A 14598-nucleotide genomic window follows, 5' to 3' on the forward strand; every position below is an offset into this window, starting at 1 on the left:
GACCGGATCAAAGCAGTGAGGGAGGCCAGGTGAAAAAGAGAAGTGGCCCGGCGTTCAACCAGGAGAAGCGCCCGCTCAAGCCCTGCCCGCAATGCCATGGCGCCGGCTTCATCAAGCCGATGTTCTACCAGATGCCCTGCGATCGCTGCGAGGCATCGGGTGTTGTCTGCAAGGAAACCGGTGAAAGCCTCACAAAGGAAGACCTGGTGATTCAGCTCAGAATCCGGCTGACGGAACGTAACCAGGAGCTGGTGGAAGTCAGGAGGCAGATGGCGGCCATGAGGGCGGAGAGCAACGGCCGGGGCTACGGCGCTGGCGGATCCAGATACCACGGGGACTGAGATGCTGCAGAAGACGACACCGATACACTCCAAGAAGATCAGGGACGCAGCCCGGAATCAGCCCTGCACCTTGCAGATAGTTGGCGTGTGCAACGGGGACTGGTCGACAACCGTTCTGGCTCACCTCCCGGACGAGAGCCACGGCATCGCCCGAAAGAGTGACGATCTGTCCGCCTGCTTTGCCTGCGATTCATGCCATAGCGTGATCGATGGCCGAATGAAGTGGCCACCCATGGAGCTGGAGCACAAAGACTGGTACTTCCGCCGTGCCCAGATCCGCACCTGGCGGGTTCTCTTCCAGGAAGACGTTTTCTCGATTAAAGGAGCTGCTTGATGGCCGAGCAAAACCGCAAGACGCCTTACCAGCGCCGGGCCCGGGAGGCAGCCCAGCGGGAAGTAGACCGCTTCATTGCCTACCTGCAAGGGCTGGATACCATCGACCAGCTGGCACACCAGGGCCGTAGCATCATGGGCATGTGGGCTGAGTTTGAGGGCAAGCCGCCCTCTGGATCAGGGTTCAATGGATTCTGCATGCTGGCGGACAAACTGGAGAAGATCCGGCTCCGCCAGATGCCTGAGGAGTTTGCCCGGGCCTACGATCGTTTGAGCCGAATGGCCAGCAGGGCACCAAAGCAGGTAGACGCCCTCTGTGTCGATCGCTTCTATCGTGGGCGTACCAAGGTGGCCATTGATCCGTTCACCGAGAAGCGCTATGAGATCCACTGGAACGACTCCGCGTGTGCGCAGCTGCTGGGTTGCTCCGTGAAGGTGTTCCAGCGGAGGGTGACCAAGGGCTATGGCCAGCTTGAGTGGATGCTTGGATTTCGGGAATCTGCAGCCGCCTGACACTAAATGTTGACTTCAGGGGTCCAACAGATACACTATTTGGTAGCTGGTCAAACTGACCTCAAACGAAACCGCCCTCCCCTCGGAGCTGGCGGTTTTTTTGTGCCCGAATCAGATACGACGTGCGGCCTGCTCGGGCATATCCATAGCCGCTCGGTGAGATTGGCGCCCTCTTTGCAGTTCACCAGCCTCAACCAACCATGACTATTCGCCCGCCACTGAGCGGGCTTTTTTATGCCTATGAATCGCCAACTTCTCAGATCACAGCTGGAGCGCCACGAAGGCCTCCGCCTGAAGCCCTATCGCGACACTGTGGGCAAGCTGACCATCGGCTACGGCCGGAACTTGGAAGACGTGGGTATCAGTCACGATGAGGCTGACTTCATGCTCGACAACGATATCGACCAGGTTGAGCGCCAGCTGGAAACCGTGGACGAGTACAACGAGCTGGACCCGGTGCGCCAGGCCGTGATTGCAAATATGGCGTTCAATCTTGGGTTTCACGGCCTGATGCAGTTCCGGAACATGTGGGCGGCTGTTGGTCGTCGGGACTGGGAATCTGCATCAGAGGAAATGATGCAATCGAAATGGGCCCGCCAAGTTGGCGTGAGAGCCGTTGAGCTGTCGGAAATCATGCGGACTGGCGAGGTGCAGTAGTGGATCAGATGGAATACGACCGGCGCCACTGGCACATCAGTAAGTCGATCAGCATTGGCCATATCATGACGACGTTGACCGCATTGCTGGCGGCACTGTGGTTCTTCGCCCAACAGGATACGCGCATCAGCAACCTGGAGCTCAACGTTAAGCACCTGCAAGCCCAGAATGTTCTGGAGCGCGACCGCACAAATCGTAAGTTTGACGAACTGAAGGCCGACCTGCAGCGGATAAACTCAAAGCTGGATCGCCTGATCGAAAGCATGCTGGACAACAAGCGGAGCAACTGATGAGCCTGACCATCCCTGTAATCGACGGCCTGCTGGATATCGGCGGCAAGCTCATTGATCGGGTGTTCCCGGATCCAGAGCAAGCGGCCAAGGCCAAGGCCGAACTGGTCACCCTCCAACAGCGAGGAGAACTCAAGGAGCTTGAGACGCGGATGAGCGCGATCCTCGCCGAGGCCAACAGCTCAGACCCATGGACCAGCCGCGCCCGCCCCTCGTTCATGTATGTGATCTACCTGATGATTCTCGCGTCCATCCCCATGGGCATCCTGCATGCGGTAAACCCAGAGGCTGCCGTCAGTATTGCCGAGGGTATGAAGGCCTGGCTGGCAGCGATCCCAGACTCACTATGGACGCTGTTCGGCGTGGGCTATGTGGGCTATGCCACTGCCCGCAGTGTTGATAAGCGCAGCATACTCAAGGGTAAGGGCTGAGTGCCTGCCCGTCCTCTCAAGCCCTGCTGCGCCCCTCAATGCAGTGAGCTGGTGCGAGGCCAGCGCTACTGCGACCGGCACCAACACCTGGCAAAGCAACGCGACCCGGTGAAGGATCGGGAGCGTGGCAGTAGCGCCAAGCGCGGCTATGGCAACAAGTGGAAGAAGGCCCGGCTGACCTTCCTGTCTTATCACCCGCTGTGTACGGAGTGCGACAGACAGGGCAGGACCACGGCCGCGACGGACGTTGACCATATCGTGCCTCACCGTGGCGATCCGAAACTGTTCTGGTCGCAATCCAACTGGCAGGCGCTCTGCCGGTCATGCCACTCGGCAAAGACAGCGCGTGAGGATGGTGGATTTGGCAACAGACGCGAGCGATAGGGGGGCGGGTCGAAACTCTACAGCCTTAAAAGGCTCGACCGCGTGCCTAACGCAAATTTTTACATCCGCAAAATCAAGGTTTTGAAATGGCCCGGCCAAGAACCCCGACCAACGTCCTGGAAATGAAAGGCGCGTTCAAGAAAGATCCCCAGCGCGCCCGCCAGGACCCGGAGGTTTCCGGGAAACTGAAGGCCCCGCCGGAGCATCTCACCGAAGTCCAGAAGGCTATCTGGAAGGACATCGTGAAGGCCGCACCCAAAGGGGTGATCACTGAGTCTGACCGGTTCAGCCTTGAGATTTGCTGCATCCTTCTGGCGCAATTCCGGCTCGAACCATTGGAATTTCCGGCGGCAAAGCTGGTGCGGCTCGAGGCACTGCTCGGGAAGATGGGCATGACCCCGGCAGACCGGGCCAAAGTCGCGGGTCCGGCCCAGAAGAAACCCCAGGGCAACCCGTTTGCTGAGCTGTAATGGCTGCCAAAAAACAGTACCTGCTGGTCAAGCAGGCCGAGGACTACGCCCGGGCCGTCATCGCCGGCAAGATTGTCGCCTGCAAGTGGATCCGCCTGGCCTGCAAGCGGCACCTGGCAGACAAGCGAGCCAGCCGGAAACGGGACTATCCCTATAAGTTCGACCCGGCCCTGGCGGAGAAGGTCGCCAAGTTCCTACAGCTGCTGCCCCACACCAAGGGCAAGTGGGCCAGCAAGCGGCAGACCATCAAGCTCGAACCCTGGCAGCTGTTCGCGGTGTGCGTCCCATTCGGGTGGATCCGCAAGAAGGACCGAACCCGCCGGTACCGGACGATCACCGTCTTCGTGCCCAGAAAGAACGGCAAGTCGATCATCGGCGGCGGCCTGGGGCTGTACATGTTCTCCGCGGATGGCGAGTTCGGCGCAGAGATCTACTCCGGTGCCACCACCGAGAAGCAGGCCTGGGAGGTATTCCGGCCGGCCAAGCTGATGGCCGAGCGAACGCCACCGCTCCGGGAGCACTTCGGGATCGATGTGAATGCCTCGAGCATGATCCGGATGGAGGACGGCAGCCGGTTTGAACCGGTGATCGGCAAACCTGGCGACGGCTCCTCGCCCAGCTGCGCGATTGTGGATGAGTACCACGAGCACAACGACAGCACGCTCTTCGACACCATGGAAACCGGCATGGGCGCCCGGGAGCAACCGTTGATGCTGGTGATCACCACGGCCGGCTCCAGTATTGGCGGCCCCTGCCACCAGCTGATCCGCGATTGTGAGCGCATGCTCGAGGGCTCCATCCAGCGGGACGACCTCTGGGCGATGCTCTACACCATCGACGAAGGCGACGACTGGACAAGCGAAGAGGTCCTGAAAAAGGCCAACCCGAATTACGGCGTCTCGATCAGCGGTGACTTCCTGGAAGCGCGGCAACGCGAGGCCATGCAGTCCACCGCCAAGCAGGCCACATTCCGAACCAAACACCTGAACCAGTGGGTGGGTGCCAAGGAAGCCTGGATGAACATGATCAAGTGGCAGCAGCAACCGGAGCGCAAAACGCTCAGTGAGCTGGAAGGCCGGCGCTGCATTATCGGCCTGGACCTGGCCAGCAAGATTGACGTGGCCGCCACCTTGCTGCTGTTCCCGCCGGCGGAGGGTGACCCGAACTGGCATCTGCACGGGCGCTACTACCTGCCCGAAGCGCGGGTGCTTGAGCACGTAGACAGCAACTCCAGCCGGTACATGGAGTTCAACGCCCTGGGCCTGATGTCACTGACGGACGGCGAGGTGATCGATTACGAAGTCATCAAGGACGACCTCCGAGAGTTCGCCGGGCGGTTCGATCTTGAGCAGGTGGCCTATGACCCATGGCAGGCCACCCAGCTGGCACAGGAGATGGAGGCCGAAGGGCTCACCATGGTTGAAGTCCGGCAGACCGTCCAGAACATCAGCGAGCCCATGAAGGAACTGGAGAAGCTGGTGCTTGAGAAGAAGCTGGCACACGGCAACTGCCCGGTTCTCACCTGGATGGCATCCAACGTGGTGGCCAAGATCGATGCCAAGGACAACATCTACCCCAACAAGGAGCGGGCCGACAACAAAATCGATGGCATTGTCGGCGCCATCATGGCGATCAGCCGGGCGATTCGTACCGAGAAAGAGGACGAATACGTGGACACATCTTTCATAGGCCTACTTTGATGCGATTTTTCAACCGGAAGCAGAACATGGAGCGCCTCGAGGCCGAGCTCGAGAACGCCAAGCATGATCTGCAGTCCATCAAGAACGAGACCCAGAACTGGTCCGCTGGCTGGGAATCCCTGCAGGACATGTTCCGTGCCAACGTTGGCCCGGCCGGGGTGCGGGTGGATGAGACCACGGCCATGCGAGTGTCTGCGGTCTATGCCTGCGTTCGGTTGATTGCCGGGGCCCTGGGTAGCCTGCCGCTGCAGATCTACCGGCGCACCGCTGAAGGCCGTGAGAAGGATGTCAAGCACCGGCTTTACCGCGTGCTGCACATGCAGCCAAACCCGGTTGTATCCGCCGTTGTGTTCTGGGAAACGGTGGTCACCCACCTGCTGCTGGCGGGCAACAGTTACAGCCTGATCGGCCGCACCCGCGGCGGCGAGCCCACCACCCTGACCCTGCTGAAACCCAGCCAGGTTGAGGTGCAGGAGAAAGGCGGGCGTCTCATCTACCTGGTGCTGTTCGACGATGGCAAGTGGGCGGCCTATGACCAGGACGACATCCTGCATGTGGCCGGTGTTGGCTGGGACGGCAAGAAAGGGATCAGCGTGATCCGTTCCGTTGGCCAGAACAGCATCGGCACCGCCCTCGCTGCAGACGAGTACAGCGGCCGGTTCTTCAGTAACGACGCCACGCCCCGGGGTTACATCAAGTTTCCCGAGGGCAAGAAGCTCAACGACGAGCAGGCCAAGATCATCCGGGATTACTGGTTTGAGAAACACCAGGGCCTGAGCAATAGCCACCTGCCGGCCGTGCTCCCTGATGGCGGTGAGTTCAAGGAGATCACCATCTCCGCTGAAGACGCCCAGCTGATCGAAACCCGGCGCTTCCAGGTAAACGACATTGCGCGGATCTTCGGGGTACCGCCGCACATGATCGGCGAAACCTCCGGCTCCACAAGCTGGGGCACGGGCATCGAGCAGCAGTCCATCGGCTTTGTGGTCTACACCCTGCGCCCTCACCTCACCCGCATCGAGCAGGAAGTGAACCGCAAGCTGTTCAGTGCGGGCACGCACTACGTGGAATTCAACGTGTCCGGACTGCTTCGGGGTGACACGAAAGCCCGCAACGAGGCTTACCAGATTGCCCTGGGCGGCAACCAGCTGCCGGGCTACATGACCGTCAACGAGATCCGCAAGCTTGAGAACCTCTCGCCGGTAGCCGGTGGGGACGACATTTACCGCCCGCTTACGGGAGCCACGAACAATGAAGAACCAACTGCTTAACCTGATCCGGGATAACGTCCAGGAGAAGCGCGACTTCCGCGTCAAGAACATGGGCGAAGAAGCCACCCTGTATCTCTACGATGTGATCGACGACATGTGGGGCATCTCTGCCGAGATGGTGGCCAGGGAGCTGGCGGACATTACAGCCAGCACCATTCACCTCCGCATCAACAGCCCGGGTGGTGACGTATTCGCAGCGCGGGCCATTCAGACAGCGCTGGCCCAGCACCCCGCCAGGGTCATCGCCCACATCGATGGCGTGGCAGCCAGCGCGGCCACGTTCATAACTGCCGCTGCCGATGAGATCCGCATGACAGATGGCGGCTTTTACATGATCCACAAGGGCTGGACGATCACCATGGGCAACGCCGACGACATGCGATCCGTCGCCGGCTTGCTGGACCAGGTGGACGAAAGCATTGTCCGAACGCTCGTGGCGCGCACCGGCCAGAGCGACACCGACATCCTGCAATGGATGGCAGAGGAAACCTGGATGAGCGCGCAGGAAGCGAAAGACCGGGGCTTTATCGATGAGATCGACGAGGTGTCCAAGGGCAGTGCGGCCCAGAACATGCGGCGCTTCGACCTCTCAGCCTACGAAAAGGCCCCCGAAATCCCCGAACCTGAACCCGACCAACTGGCGGCCCGCGCCCACCTTGAGCGCCGCCTGAACCTACTTGGAGTTTAGCGGGCACCGCTAAGCACCTTCACAGCCGCCTTCGGGCGGTTTTTTTATGGGACCAGAGGAGAACAACCTATGTCCATCCAAGCACTGCGCGAGAAGCGCACTGACCTGGCGGCTAACGCCCGCAAGCTGCTCGATGAGGTTAAGCCCGACGACTGGAAGGCGGAACACAACGAGCGTTACGACAACCTGGTAAACGAGATCGACCAGCTCGACTCCCAGATCGACCGGCACCAGAAGCAGCTGGATATCGAAGCCTCCAACCGCCAGTCCATCCAGGACCGGGCCGAAGAGCGCGGGATCTCCACCGACGAAGCGAACCACATCGCCAACAAGGAAAAGGACATCTTCCTGACCTACATGCGCGGTGGCATCAACGCCCTGGACGATGAGCAGCGTAACCACGTGTTGGCCAAAGCCCGGGAAGTGCGCAACGCCATGTCCACCGGCACCGGCTCCGAGGGTGGGTACCTGGTGCCGCGCGAATTCGCCGCCAGCATGCTGCAGGCGCTGAAGCAATACGGCGGCATGCGCGAAGTGGCCACCATCATCCAGACCGCCTCCGGCGCGGGCATGGACTGGCCGACCACAGACGCAACCTCGGAAGAGGGCGAGATCGTCGGCGAGAACGCTGCCGTCGCGCAGCAGGATGCCACCTTCGGAACCAAGGTGCTGGACACCTTCAAGTTCAGTTCCAAGTCCATTGCGGTTCCGTTCGAGCTGCTGCAGGACAGCGAGATCGACCTGGAAGCGCACATCCGTGAGCGCCTGCAGCAGCGCCTGGGCCGCATCACCAACCGCCTGTTCACCAACGGTTCTGGTACCGGCCAGCCCATGGGCATCGTGACCGCCTCCGGCGCGGGCAAGATTGCCGCCACTGGCCAGACCACCACGGTCACCTACGATGATCTTCTGGATCTCAAGCACAGCGTCGACCCGGCTTACCGGATGAACGCCGCCTGGGCTTTCCACGACCAGACCCTGAAGGCGATCAAGAAGCTCAAGGACACGCAGGACCGCCCGCTGTGGGTGCCCGGCATTGCCATGGGTGAGCCCGACACCATCGACGGCGAGCGGTACGTGGTGAATCAGCACATCCCGCAGATGGCCGCTGGCGTGAAATCCATCCTCTACGGTGACATGAGCCGCTACATCATCCGCGATGTGATGCAGTTCATGCTGTTCCGGATGACCGACTCCAAGTACACGGAGAAAGGCCAGGTGGGCTTCCTCGCGTTCATGCGCTCCGGCGGCAACCTGATGGACGTTGGCGGTGCGGTGAAGGCGTACCAGAACTCCGCTACCTAATGAGGGGGAGGCTCCGGCCTCCCCCTCTCCCTGACCCATTGATTACCCGAGGAGACAACCATGGCAACGGCCAAGAAAAAAGCGCTCGTACTGGTGGACTACCATCCGCTGGGCCTGAACTGCGGCGATTACGTTGAACTGCCCGAGGGCCAGTTGAAAGAGCTGGAAGCGGAAGGCATCGTGGACACCAACGCCCCGGCTCCGAAAGCGCCCGAGAAGACCAAGGACGACGGTGAGCCCATCGAATGATCACCCTGCAGGAAGCAAAATCCCACCTGCGGATTGAGCCGGAATTTGTTGAAGAGGATGCGTTGATCGAGTCGTTGATCAGCGCAGCCATCCTCAGCCTGGAGCACCAGACCGGGCGAGCATTCCGGGACCGGGAAGAGACCCTGATCCTCGACCGGTGGGAACAGCCGGTCCGGCTTCCGTGGTGGCCCGTGCAGGCGATCAACGAGATCACCTATTTTGACGCAGACGGCGTGCAGCAAACCCTGCCGGGGTACTCGCTGGATCTGCGGACTATCCCTGCAACCCTGACACCCTATCCAAACGAGACCTGGCCGGAGGCGAAACAGCGCCCCCAGGCCATTACCATCAAGGTGCAGGTAGGGATGCAGGAACTGCCTGAGGATCTCAAGCGGGCCGCCCTGCTGTTGATCGGTAATCTCTACGAGAATCGTGAGGCGGTTGTGGTCGGAACCATCGTGGCCACTCTTCCCATGGCCGTGGACTTCCTGATCCAGCCCTACCGAATACTGAGGATTGCCTGATGCGCGCCGGCCTCATGTCGTCCCGCCTCCGTGTGCTAGATGCCGGTACCGAGATCGGCAAGCTCTGGGCGGACGTGCGCCCGCCTCTCGATGTAAGCGAGCAGACCAGCCTCAGAGAGAGCGGCCAAACCAAGATACTGGTGCGACCTCATTACACGCTCCGGCCTGGCATGCTCCTCGAGGGCGGCGGCCAGCTGTACGTCATCGACGGCATGGCCGACCGCCTGGTCAAAAAGCAGGACATACACCTGAGCTGCACCCGCCTGCTCGGCCGGCCCGGGGTGTACCGACAGGCCAACACCACCGAGACTACGGCCCGCGTGTTCGTCGCCACCAGCACCCCCTATGTCGGGCTGGACGGCCAACTGATGCAGCACCGGTACCGGCTCGAGATTCCGAGCATTGACCGACCCGCGCCCTGGCACCCGGGAGACAAAATCATTGTCGATGGTGTGGAGTACCCGCTCACCGGCCTGGCCGAGGATGGCGACAACGGTCTGATCGTGGCGTACACCTCATGAGCTACACCCTCCAGACCCAAGGCGCTGATCGCCTGGCCAGCCTGCTGGGTGCATTTGATAAAGAGACCGAGCGGGCCCAGAAGAACGCCCTCAACGCCGCCGCCTCGGAATTCAAGCGCGGCTTCGTCAATGACATTAGCGCCGGTACCGGGCTGAAAAAGAAGCTGGTTAGAGGCCGAATTCGAGTCAGTCGCGCCAAGGGCGCAGCCGGCGAAGCTCGGATAATCCCGGACAGCCAGGGCTTGCCCATTACCGAATACACCTGGCGACCCGAACCTGCCGGCCATCCGACCCGGGCCCGGATTCTTATTCGCTGGTTTGGGGGCTGGAAAGTTGCGGCCGGGTTCATCAACCCCGAATCCGAACGGCCCCTGCCTTTGAAAACGATCACATCAAAAGGCCGCCGGCGGCGCCCTGTTCTGGCTCACGGCGTCAGCGTGGCTGCTGCTTTCAAGCATGTGCGGGACGACGGTCGACTGGATCGATACTCAGCGCGCCTGGCGGAAATATTTGAAGAAAAGCTCGAAGAGCAGATCAACCGGAGAGCCTGACCATGGCCGACCCCAAATCACTGAGGGTGATCAAGCACCTGCAGTCAGCGCTTGAGCAGATAAATACGCCCGACTACAGCACCGATGCAGGCACCCGAATCAGCCGAGGCCGGAAGCGCATCAGCAACCAGGAGACATTTCCCCTTCTGATCATTCACGAGGGAGAGGAAGAAGTCGTCAAAACCGTTGGCATTGAGCAGGTACAAAACCGCTTGAACGTGACCATCGAAGGTTGGGTTCAGGCTGATCCGGTAAACCCGCTCGATGATGCGCATCTGCTGCTGGCAGACATCAAGAAGTCTTTGTTTCCGGCGCTCGAAAATCGCAGCAATCCCGGGCTGATCGTCAGGGTTTCATACCTGGGGCGCGTGATCGATCCGCCCGATGACGGCTCCCGTTCCTGTTCTGTCTCTGTCCTGCTCGCCATTGACTGGACAGAACATCTCACCGACCCCACGAAATAGAGGATCGAACTATGGCTGAGCAAATCAACGAGGCGTATATCGGCTCCGGTATCGTCTACATCAACGGCCGCGACGTAGGCAACTGCTCGAACGTGAACTTCGCGATCGAACAGGAAACCCAATCGCAGCGTAATTACCGGGGCGGTGGCGGCAACTTTGCCTCCGTTACGAATATCACCTCCGTCGCCCTCTCCATGGAGCTGGCAAACTTCAGCAACGCCAACCTGGCGCTTGCTCTTCGTGGTGTTGTGGATGTGGTTGCCGCAGGCTCCGTGGTTGCGGAGAACGTCACGGCCGTTGCCGGTGGCCTGGCCGAAACGGCCAAGATGATCGATATGACCGATCCGGCAACCACCGTCACCGTCAAGGATGAAACCGACACCACCACCTACGTTCAGGGCACGGACTACGAAGTAACGGCCGCCGGCCTCAAGATTCTGAGTACCGGCTCGATTACCGACGGTGAAGTGCTTCACGTGGATTACGACAACAAAGGCACCAACGTTCTGGAAGCCCTGGTGGAATCCGGCTCGGAAGTTCGAGTGGTGCTGGATGGTATCAACGACGCTACCGGCAAGCCGGTGACGGTTAAGGTGCACCGCTGGAAGCCCTCCCCAACCAATGGCCTTGGCCTGATCTCTGACAGCTTCGCGACCTTCAGCATCGAAGGTGAAGTACTGGCCGATGAGACCATCCAGGCTGCTGGCAAATCCAAGTTCTTCAGCCGGGCCGCTGCGACTGCCTGAACCATCACCAACCAGGTGGGGCCGACCGGCCCCGCCTGATCTCCCTCCCCGCATTGACCACCCCAGGACAACCCGATGGCGCTGAAAGACTCGATCATTAACCTGGTCCTCAAAGGCAAGGATCTGATTTCCCCGGCCACGGAATCCGCGTCTGAAAGTGTCAGCAAGCTGCAGGAACGCAGTACCGAACTGAGCGCGGCTCTGGAAAAGCTCACCAATACCGAACGAAATATTTCTCAGTTCCGGCGTCTCGGACAAGAAACCGAGCGATTGAAGGCCAACTGGCAGGATGCTGAATACGAACTGGAACAGCTGAAAGCAGGTTTTGAAGCGACTGAGAAGCCAACAAAGGCTATGGCTCGGGAGTTGCAGCAAGCCGAGAAAGCAGCCGAAGACTCCAAAATTGCCTGGGCCCGGAACAGGCAAGAACTGGACAAGCTCAGCCCTCAACTGAAGGCCGCCGGCGTTAACCTGGAGAACCTCGACCAATCCCAGGACGACGTGCAGCAATCCGCCATGCGGTTGCGCTCTGACCTTACCGCCGTCAACACCCAGCTCAACCGGCAGGAGGCGGCCGCGAAAGAGGCGGCACAGGGCACCGAGGCTCTGGGCGATCAGGCCGACAAAACCTCCGGGGTACTGAGTAAGCTGGGTGCAGGCCTGCAAACCATTATCACTGGTGCGGCAGCACTGGCGGCTGGTATCGGCGCATCCGTCGCCACTCTCACCCTGTTTTCCCGCAGCCAGGCCTCAGTGGCAGACGCCCTGACCAACACCTCAAACGCCATAGGCGTCAACCGCGAGGCTCTACAGGTCTGGCAGATCGCCGGCGAGCGCGTTGGCCTCACGGGTGAAAAGGTCACCGACATCCTGCGGGGTGTTACCGAGCGGCTGGGTGAATTTGCGGCTACCGGCGGGGGCGAAGCCGTCGATGTAATGGAGCGTTTGAATCTCAGCGTTGAGGATTTCCAGGGATTGCGGCCAGAAGGCCAGATGCTCCGGTTTGCCCAGGCCATTGAGGGCCTGCCGAAAGCCGAGCAGGTAGCCCTCCTGGAGATGCTGGCCAGCGACGCCAGCCAGCTCCAGCCCCTGCTGGAGAAGAACGCCGCGGGCCTCAAGGCCATTGCCGCCGAAGCCCGGCAGGCTGGCGCGATTTATTCCGAGGAAGAGCTGGACAAGCTCGTCCGCGCCAACGACATCTACAATACCATCACCACCAAGATCCAGGGCCTCACACGCCGAATCGGCATTGAGCTGGCTCCCGCGGTTGCTGATGCCAGTGACAAGCTGCTCGCGCTGTTCAACCAGAACGAGGGTGCCGACAAGCTCGTCGAGCTGTTCAAGCGGTTGATTACCTGGGCTGGGGAGATGGGAACGAGCCTGATCGAAAATGCCGACAGCATCGGCCGGGCCTTTGGCAAGCTGTGGGACACAATTCAGTCCGGCGCCAGTGGAGCGATGGCGGTGTTCCGTGGCCTGCAGACGGTGGTTGCCGGCTGGGCCACGGGGGTTGCGGGTAGCTTTGCCACTGTGCTCAGCATCGTTCAAGGTGTCGCATTTGCGCTGAATGAAGTTGGAGCGGTCAGTGATCAGGCTTACAACAGCATCCGCGCAAAAGCAGAGGCTGCCAGGGCCACCACCCAGGCGTTGGCGGAGCAGACGGTCGAATACGGACGAAAAGCGATTGAATCCGGGATAGGCGTTGTTACGGCCTTTGATGACGCCGCCAAGTCTGCTGACAAATTGGAGAAAGCCGTCAAGCGTGGGGTGGGCACGCTGGAAAAAATGCCGGACAAGATCAAACCGGTAAAGCAGGAAACCGATAACGCCACGGAATCAGCTGACAAACTCACTGAGGCGTACAAAACGCTGGGCGTCACCAGTCAGGCCGAGCTCAACAAAGCCGCCACCACGGCCCGCGATGCGTTCGCACAGATTTCAGAAAGCGGAACCGCCACCCAGGAGAAGGTGTCCAGCGCCTTTCAGGCCTATGCCCAGGCGGTCATTGAAACCGGCGATGCGGCGAAGATAAAAGCTCTCGAGACTGAGGCCGCGAATCTTGGACTGAGAGACGCGCTCAAAGAGGTCCAGACTCAGGCCGATAAAACAGGAACAACCGCTGCTGGCAACGCGCAGAAAACCGCCGACGAGACCGACAAGGCCGCCAAGTCCACCAAGGACCTGGCCGATGAGACGAAAAAAGCCGCCGCCGAGGCTGAAGAAGCCCGGAACAAATTCAGGGAAACTTGGGGCGCAGCCTTTGCCAAGGCTATCTCCAACGCCCGCGAACAGGTCACCGCCCTGTCAGCTGCTGCCCGCAACCTGTTCGAAATTAAGATCGGCGGCAACGCGTTTGTTGGTGAGACACGAACCGCCGCCGAAGCCCTCGAGCGCGCCACTCAACGGACGGAGGAACTGGCCAGCGCCAGACGCCGGCTGATGTCTAACAGCTTCGCTGCATGGTTTGCGGACACCGCATTGGCGGCGGCCCAGGTGGAAAAACAGTTCTACGCCCAGGCCGTAGCCCTGGAAAACCTCACTGAAAAGGTCAATTCCGGCTCGCTCTCTATGAGCCAGCTCTCCCGCCTCAGTGAAACCGCCTCCAACAAATTCAACCTGCTGGACCAGCAGCGCCTGAGCGGCCTCCAAAGCGCCATCGATGCCGCCAAGCAGAAGATGCAGAGCCTCAGCGATACGGCAGACAGCACCCTCAGCAGTCTGCGCCAGAGACTGGCGGACATCCAGGGCGACACCGAAGAGGCTCAGCGCATCCAGTTTGAACAGGAACGCAAGCGCCTGCAGGAGCAACTGGAGCAAGCTAGGGAAGCCGGTGCCGACGCTGCCGCCGCTGATTACCAGCAGTCCCTAGACACCCTGGAGAAGATCTACCAGGTAGAACAACGCAACCGTCGGGAACAGGAGAACGCCCGGGAAAAGGCCGCAGCAGACAGAGCCCGGGAGCAACAGCTGGCAGAGTTGCAGCGGCAAAAGGCGGAACGATCGGCCAGTACAACCACCAACCGGCAGGACAGTGTGCAATCACGACCTACCCAGACCATCGTACTGCAGGGGCCGGGCGGGGCAAAAACAGAAGTGCAGACCAGCGACCCGTCCGCCCTGCTCCAGGTACTTGAAGAAACCGGTCTACGGAGCTCATAAC

The 14598-nt window shown here is 60.5% G+C and carries 19 protein-coding genes; all 19 read left to right on the plus strand.

Going from position 1 to position 14598, the window contains the following annotated elements; genetic code table 11:
- Positions 1-29 precede the first annotated feature (29 nt).
- The 19 genes from msub_RS07315 (at position 30) to msub_RS07400 (ending at position 14597) form a co-directional block, all read left to right on the plus strand.
- On the plus strand, positions 30-341 hold the full coding sequence (locus msub_RS07315; RefSeq protein ID WP_156182731.1) for a hypothetical protein: 312 nt from the start codon (positions 30-32) through the stop codon (positions 339-341).
- A gap of 1 nt (position 342) precedes the next feature.
- Positions 343-675 (plus strand): nuclease domain-containing protein, encoded by a 333-nt coding sequence (locus msub_RS07320; protein WP_048495410.1) that lies wholly within the window; start codon positions 343-345, stop codon positions 673-675.
- Positions 675-1187 (plus strand): hypothetical protein, encoded by a 513-nt coding sequence (locus msub_RS07325; protein ID WP_048495411.1) that lies wholly within the window; start codon positions 675-677, stop codon positions 1185-1187. Before msub_RS07320 ends, msub_RS07325 begins: the two co-directional genes overlap by 1 nt.
- A gap of 240 nt (positions 1188-1427) precedes the next feature.
- Complete coding sequence (locus tag msub_RS07330; protein ID WP_048495412.1) at positions 1428-1844, plus strand: glycoside hydrolase family protein; 417 nt, start codon at positions 1428-1430, stop codon at positions 1842-1844.
- A complete protein-coding gene (locus tag msub_RS07335; protein WP_048495413.1) occupies positions 1844-2134 on the plus strand; it encodes a hypothetical protein in 291 nt (96 codons plus the stop codon). Before msub_RS07330 ends, msub_RS07335 begins: the two co-directional genes overlap by 1 nt.
- Positions 2134-2565, plus strand: a complete 432-nt coding sequence (locus msub_RS07340) for a holin family protein (RefSeq protein ID WP_197083800.1) — start codon at positions 2134-2136, stop codon at positions 2563-2565. The genes msub_RS07335 and msub_RS07340 overlap by 1 nt, the downstream gene beginning before the upstream one ends.
- The gene (locus msub_RS21015) at positions 2566-2949 is read left to right on the plus strand and encodes an HNH endonuclease (RefSeq protein WP_082146429.1); all 384 of its coding nucleotides are present in this window, start codon (positions 2566-2568) and stop codon (positions 2947-2949) included.
- Between the two features lie 86 nt (positions 2950-3035).
- Complete coding sequence (locus msub_RS07345) at positions 3036-3419, plus strand: terminase (protein ID WP_048495414.1); 384 nt, start codon at positions 3036-3038, stop codon at positions 3417-3419.
- Complete coding sequence (locus tag msub_RS07350) at positions 3419-5119, plus strand: terminase large subunit (RefSeq protein ID WP_048495415.1); 1701 nt, start codon at positions 3419-3421, stop codon at positions 5117-5119. Before msub_RS07345 ends, msub_RS07350 begins: the two co-directional genes overlap by 1 nt.
- A complete protein-coding gene (locus msub_RS07355) occupies positions 5119-6390 on the plus strand; it encodes a phage portal protein (protein ID WP_082146430.1) in 1272 nt (423 codons plus the stop codon). Before msub_RS07350 ends, msub_RS07355 begins: the two co-directional genes overlap by 1 nt.
- A complete protein-coding gene (locus msub_RS07360) occupies positions 6371-7078 on the plus strand; it encodes a head maturation protease, ClpP-related (RefSeq protein WP_053077940.1) in 708 nt (235 codons plus the stop codon). The genes msub_RS07355 and msub_RS07360 overlap by 20 nt, the downstream gene beginning before the upstream one ends.
- Before the next feature lie 69 nt (positions 7079-7147).
- Complete coding sequence (locus msub_RS07365) at positions 7148-8383, plus strand: phage major capsid protein (RefSeq protein ID WP_048495416.1); 1236 nt, start codon at positions 7148-7150, stop codon at positions 8381-8383.
- 60 nt (positions 8384-8443) lie between these two features.
- Positions 8444-8632, plus strand: a complete 189-nt coding sequence (locus tag msub_RS07370) for a hypothetical protein (protein WP_048495417.1) — start codon at positions 8444-8446, stop codon at positions 8630-8632.
- A complete protein-coding gene (locus msub_RS07375; protein WP_048495418.1) occupies positions 8629-9156 on the plus strand; it encodes a head-tail connector protein in 528 nt (175 codons plus the stop codon). Before msub_RS07370 ends, msub_RS07375 begins: the two co-directional genes overlap by 4 nt.
- Positions 9156-9677, plus strand: a complete 522-nt coding sequence (locus msub_RS07380; RefSeq protein ID WP_048495419.1) for a head-tail adaptor protein — start codon at positions 9156-9158, stop codon at positions 9675-9677. The genes msub_RS07375 and msub_RS07380 overlap by 1 nt, the downstream gene beginning before the upstream one ends.
- Entirely contained in the window at positions 9674-10228 is a 555-nt protein-coding gene (locus msub_RS07385) for a phage tail protein (RefSeq protein ID WP_048495420.1), read from the plus strand. The genes msub_RS07380 and msub_RS07385 overlap by 4 nt, the downstream gene beginning before the upstream one ends.
- A gap of 2 nt (positions 10229-10230) precedes the next feature.
- Positions 10231-10692 carry a hypothetical protein gene (locus msub_RS07390; protein ID WP_048495421.1) on the plus strand — a complete coding sequence of 154 codons (462 nt, stop codon included), beginning with the start codon at positions 10231-10233 and terminating at the stop codon, positions 10690-10692.
- An 11-nt stretch (positions 10693-10703) separates the two neighbouring features.
- Positions 10704-11438: a phage tail tube protein gene (locus msub_RS07395; RefSeq protein ID WP_048495422.1), complete on the plus strand. Its 735-nt coding sequence runs from the start codon at positions 10704-10706 to the stop codon at positions 11436-11438.
- Between the two features lie 75 nt (positions 11439-11513).
- Positions 11514-14597 carry a hypothetical protein gene (locus msub_RS07400; protein ID WP_048495423.1) on the plus strand — a complete coding sequence of 1028 codons (3084 nt, stop codon included), beginning with the start codon at positions 11514-11516 and terminating at the stop codon, positions 14595-14597.
- Position 14598: the final 1 nt, after the last annotated feature.

Source organism: Marinobacter subterrani, from assembly GCF_001045555.1.
Lineage (GTDB): Bacteria > Pseudomonadota > Gammaproteobacteria > Pseudomonadales > Oleiphilaceae > Marinobacter > Marinobacter subterrani.

What these genes read in the sequence shown, in the direction of transcription:
- msub_RS07365 (WP_048495416.1), top strand. Translation starts at nt 7,148, where the DNA reads ATGTCCATCCAAGCACTGCGCGAGAAGCGCACTGACCTGGCGGCTAAC.
- msub_RS07345 (WP_048495414.1), top strand. Translation starts at nt 3,036, where the DNA reads ATGGCCCGGCCAAGAACCCCGACCAACGTCCTGGAAATGAAAGGCGCG.
- msub_RS07390 (WP_048495421.1), top strand. Translation starts at nt 10,231, where the DNA reads ATGGCCGACCCCAAATCACTGAGGGTGATCAAGCACCTGCAGTCAGCG.
- msub_RS07400 (WP_048495423.1), top strand. Translation starts at nt 11,514, where the DNA reads ATGGCGCTGAAAGACTCGATCATTAACCTGGTCCTCAAAGGCAAGGAT.
- msub_RS07325 (WP_048495411.1), top strand. Translation starts at nt 675, where the DNA reads ATGGCCGAGCAAAACCGCAAGACGCCTTACCAGCGCCGGGCCCGGGAG.
- msub_RS07360 (WP_053077940.1), top strand. Translation starts at nt 6,371, where the DNA reads ATGAAGAACCAACTGCTTAACCTGATCCGGGATAACGTCCAGGAGAAG.
- msub_RS07340 (WP_197083800.1), top strand. Translation starts at nt 2,134, where the DNA reads ATGAGCCTGACCATCCCTGTAATCGACGGCCTGCTGGATATCGGCGGC.
- msub_RS07370 (WP_048495417.1), top strand. Translation starts at nt 8,444, where the DNA reads ATGGCAACGGCCAAGAAAAAAGCGCTCGTACTGGTGGACTACCATCCG.
- msub_RS07330 (WP_048495412.1), top strand. Translation starts at nt 1,428, where the DNA reads ATGAATCGCCAACTTCTCAGATCACAGCTGGAGCGCCACGAAGGCCTC.
- msub_RS07385 (WP_048495420.1), top strand. Translation starts at nt 9,674, where the DNA reads ATGAGCTACACCCTCCAGACCCAAGGCGCTGATCGCCTGGCCAGCCTG.
- msub_RS07375 (WP_048495418.1), top strand. Translation starts at nt 8,629, where the DNA reads ATGATCACCCTGCAGGAAGCAAAATCCCACCTGCGGATTGAGCCGGAA.
- msub_RS07395 (WP_048495422.1), top strand. Translation starts at nt 10,704, where the DNA reads ATGGCTGAGCAAATCAACGAGGCGTATATCGGCTCCGGTATCGTCTAC.
- msub_RS07355 (WP_082146430.1), top strand. Translation starts at nt 5,119, where the DNA reads ATGCGATTTTTCAACCGGAAGCAGAACATGGAGCGCCTCGAGGCCGAG.
- msub_RS07380 (WP_048495419.1), top strand. Translation starts at nt 9,156, where the DNA reads ATGCGCGCCGGCCTCATGTCGTCCCGCCTCCGTGTGCTAGATGCCGGT.
- msub_RS07350 (WP_048495415.1), top strand. Translation starts at nt 3,419, where the DNA reads ATGGCTGCCAAAAAACAGTACCTGCTGGTCAAGCAGGCCGAGGACTAC.
- msub_RS07320 (WP_048495410.1), top strand. Translation starts at nt 343, where the DNA reads ATGCTGCAGAAGACGACACCGATACACTCCAAGAAGATCAGGGACGCA.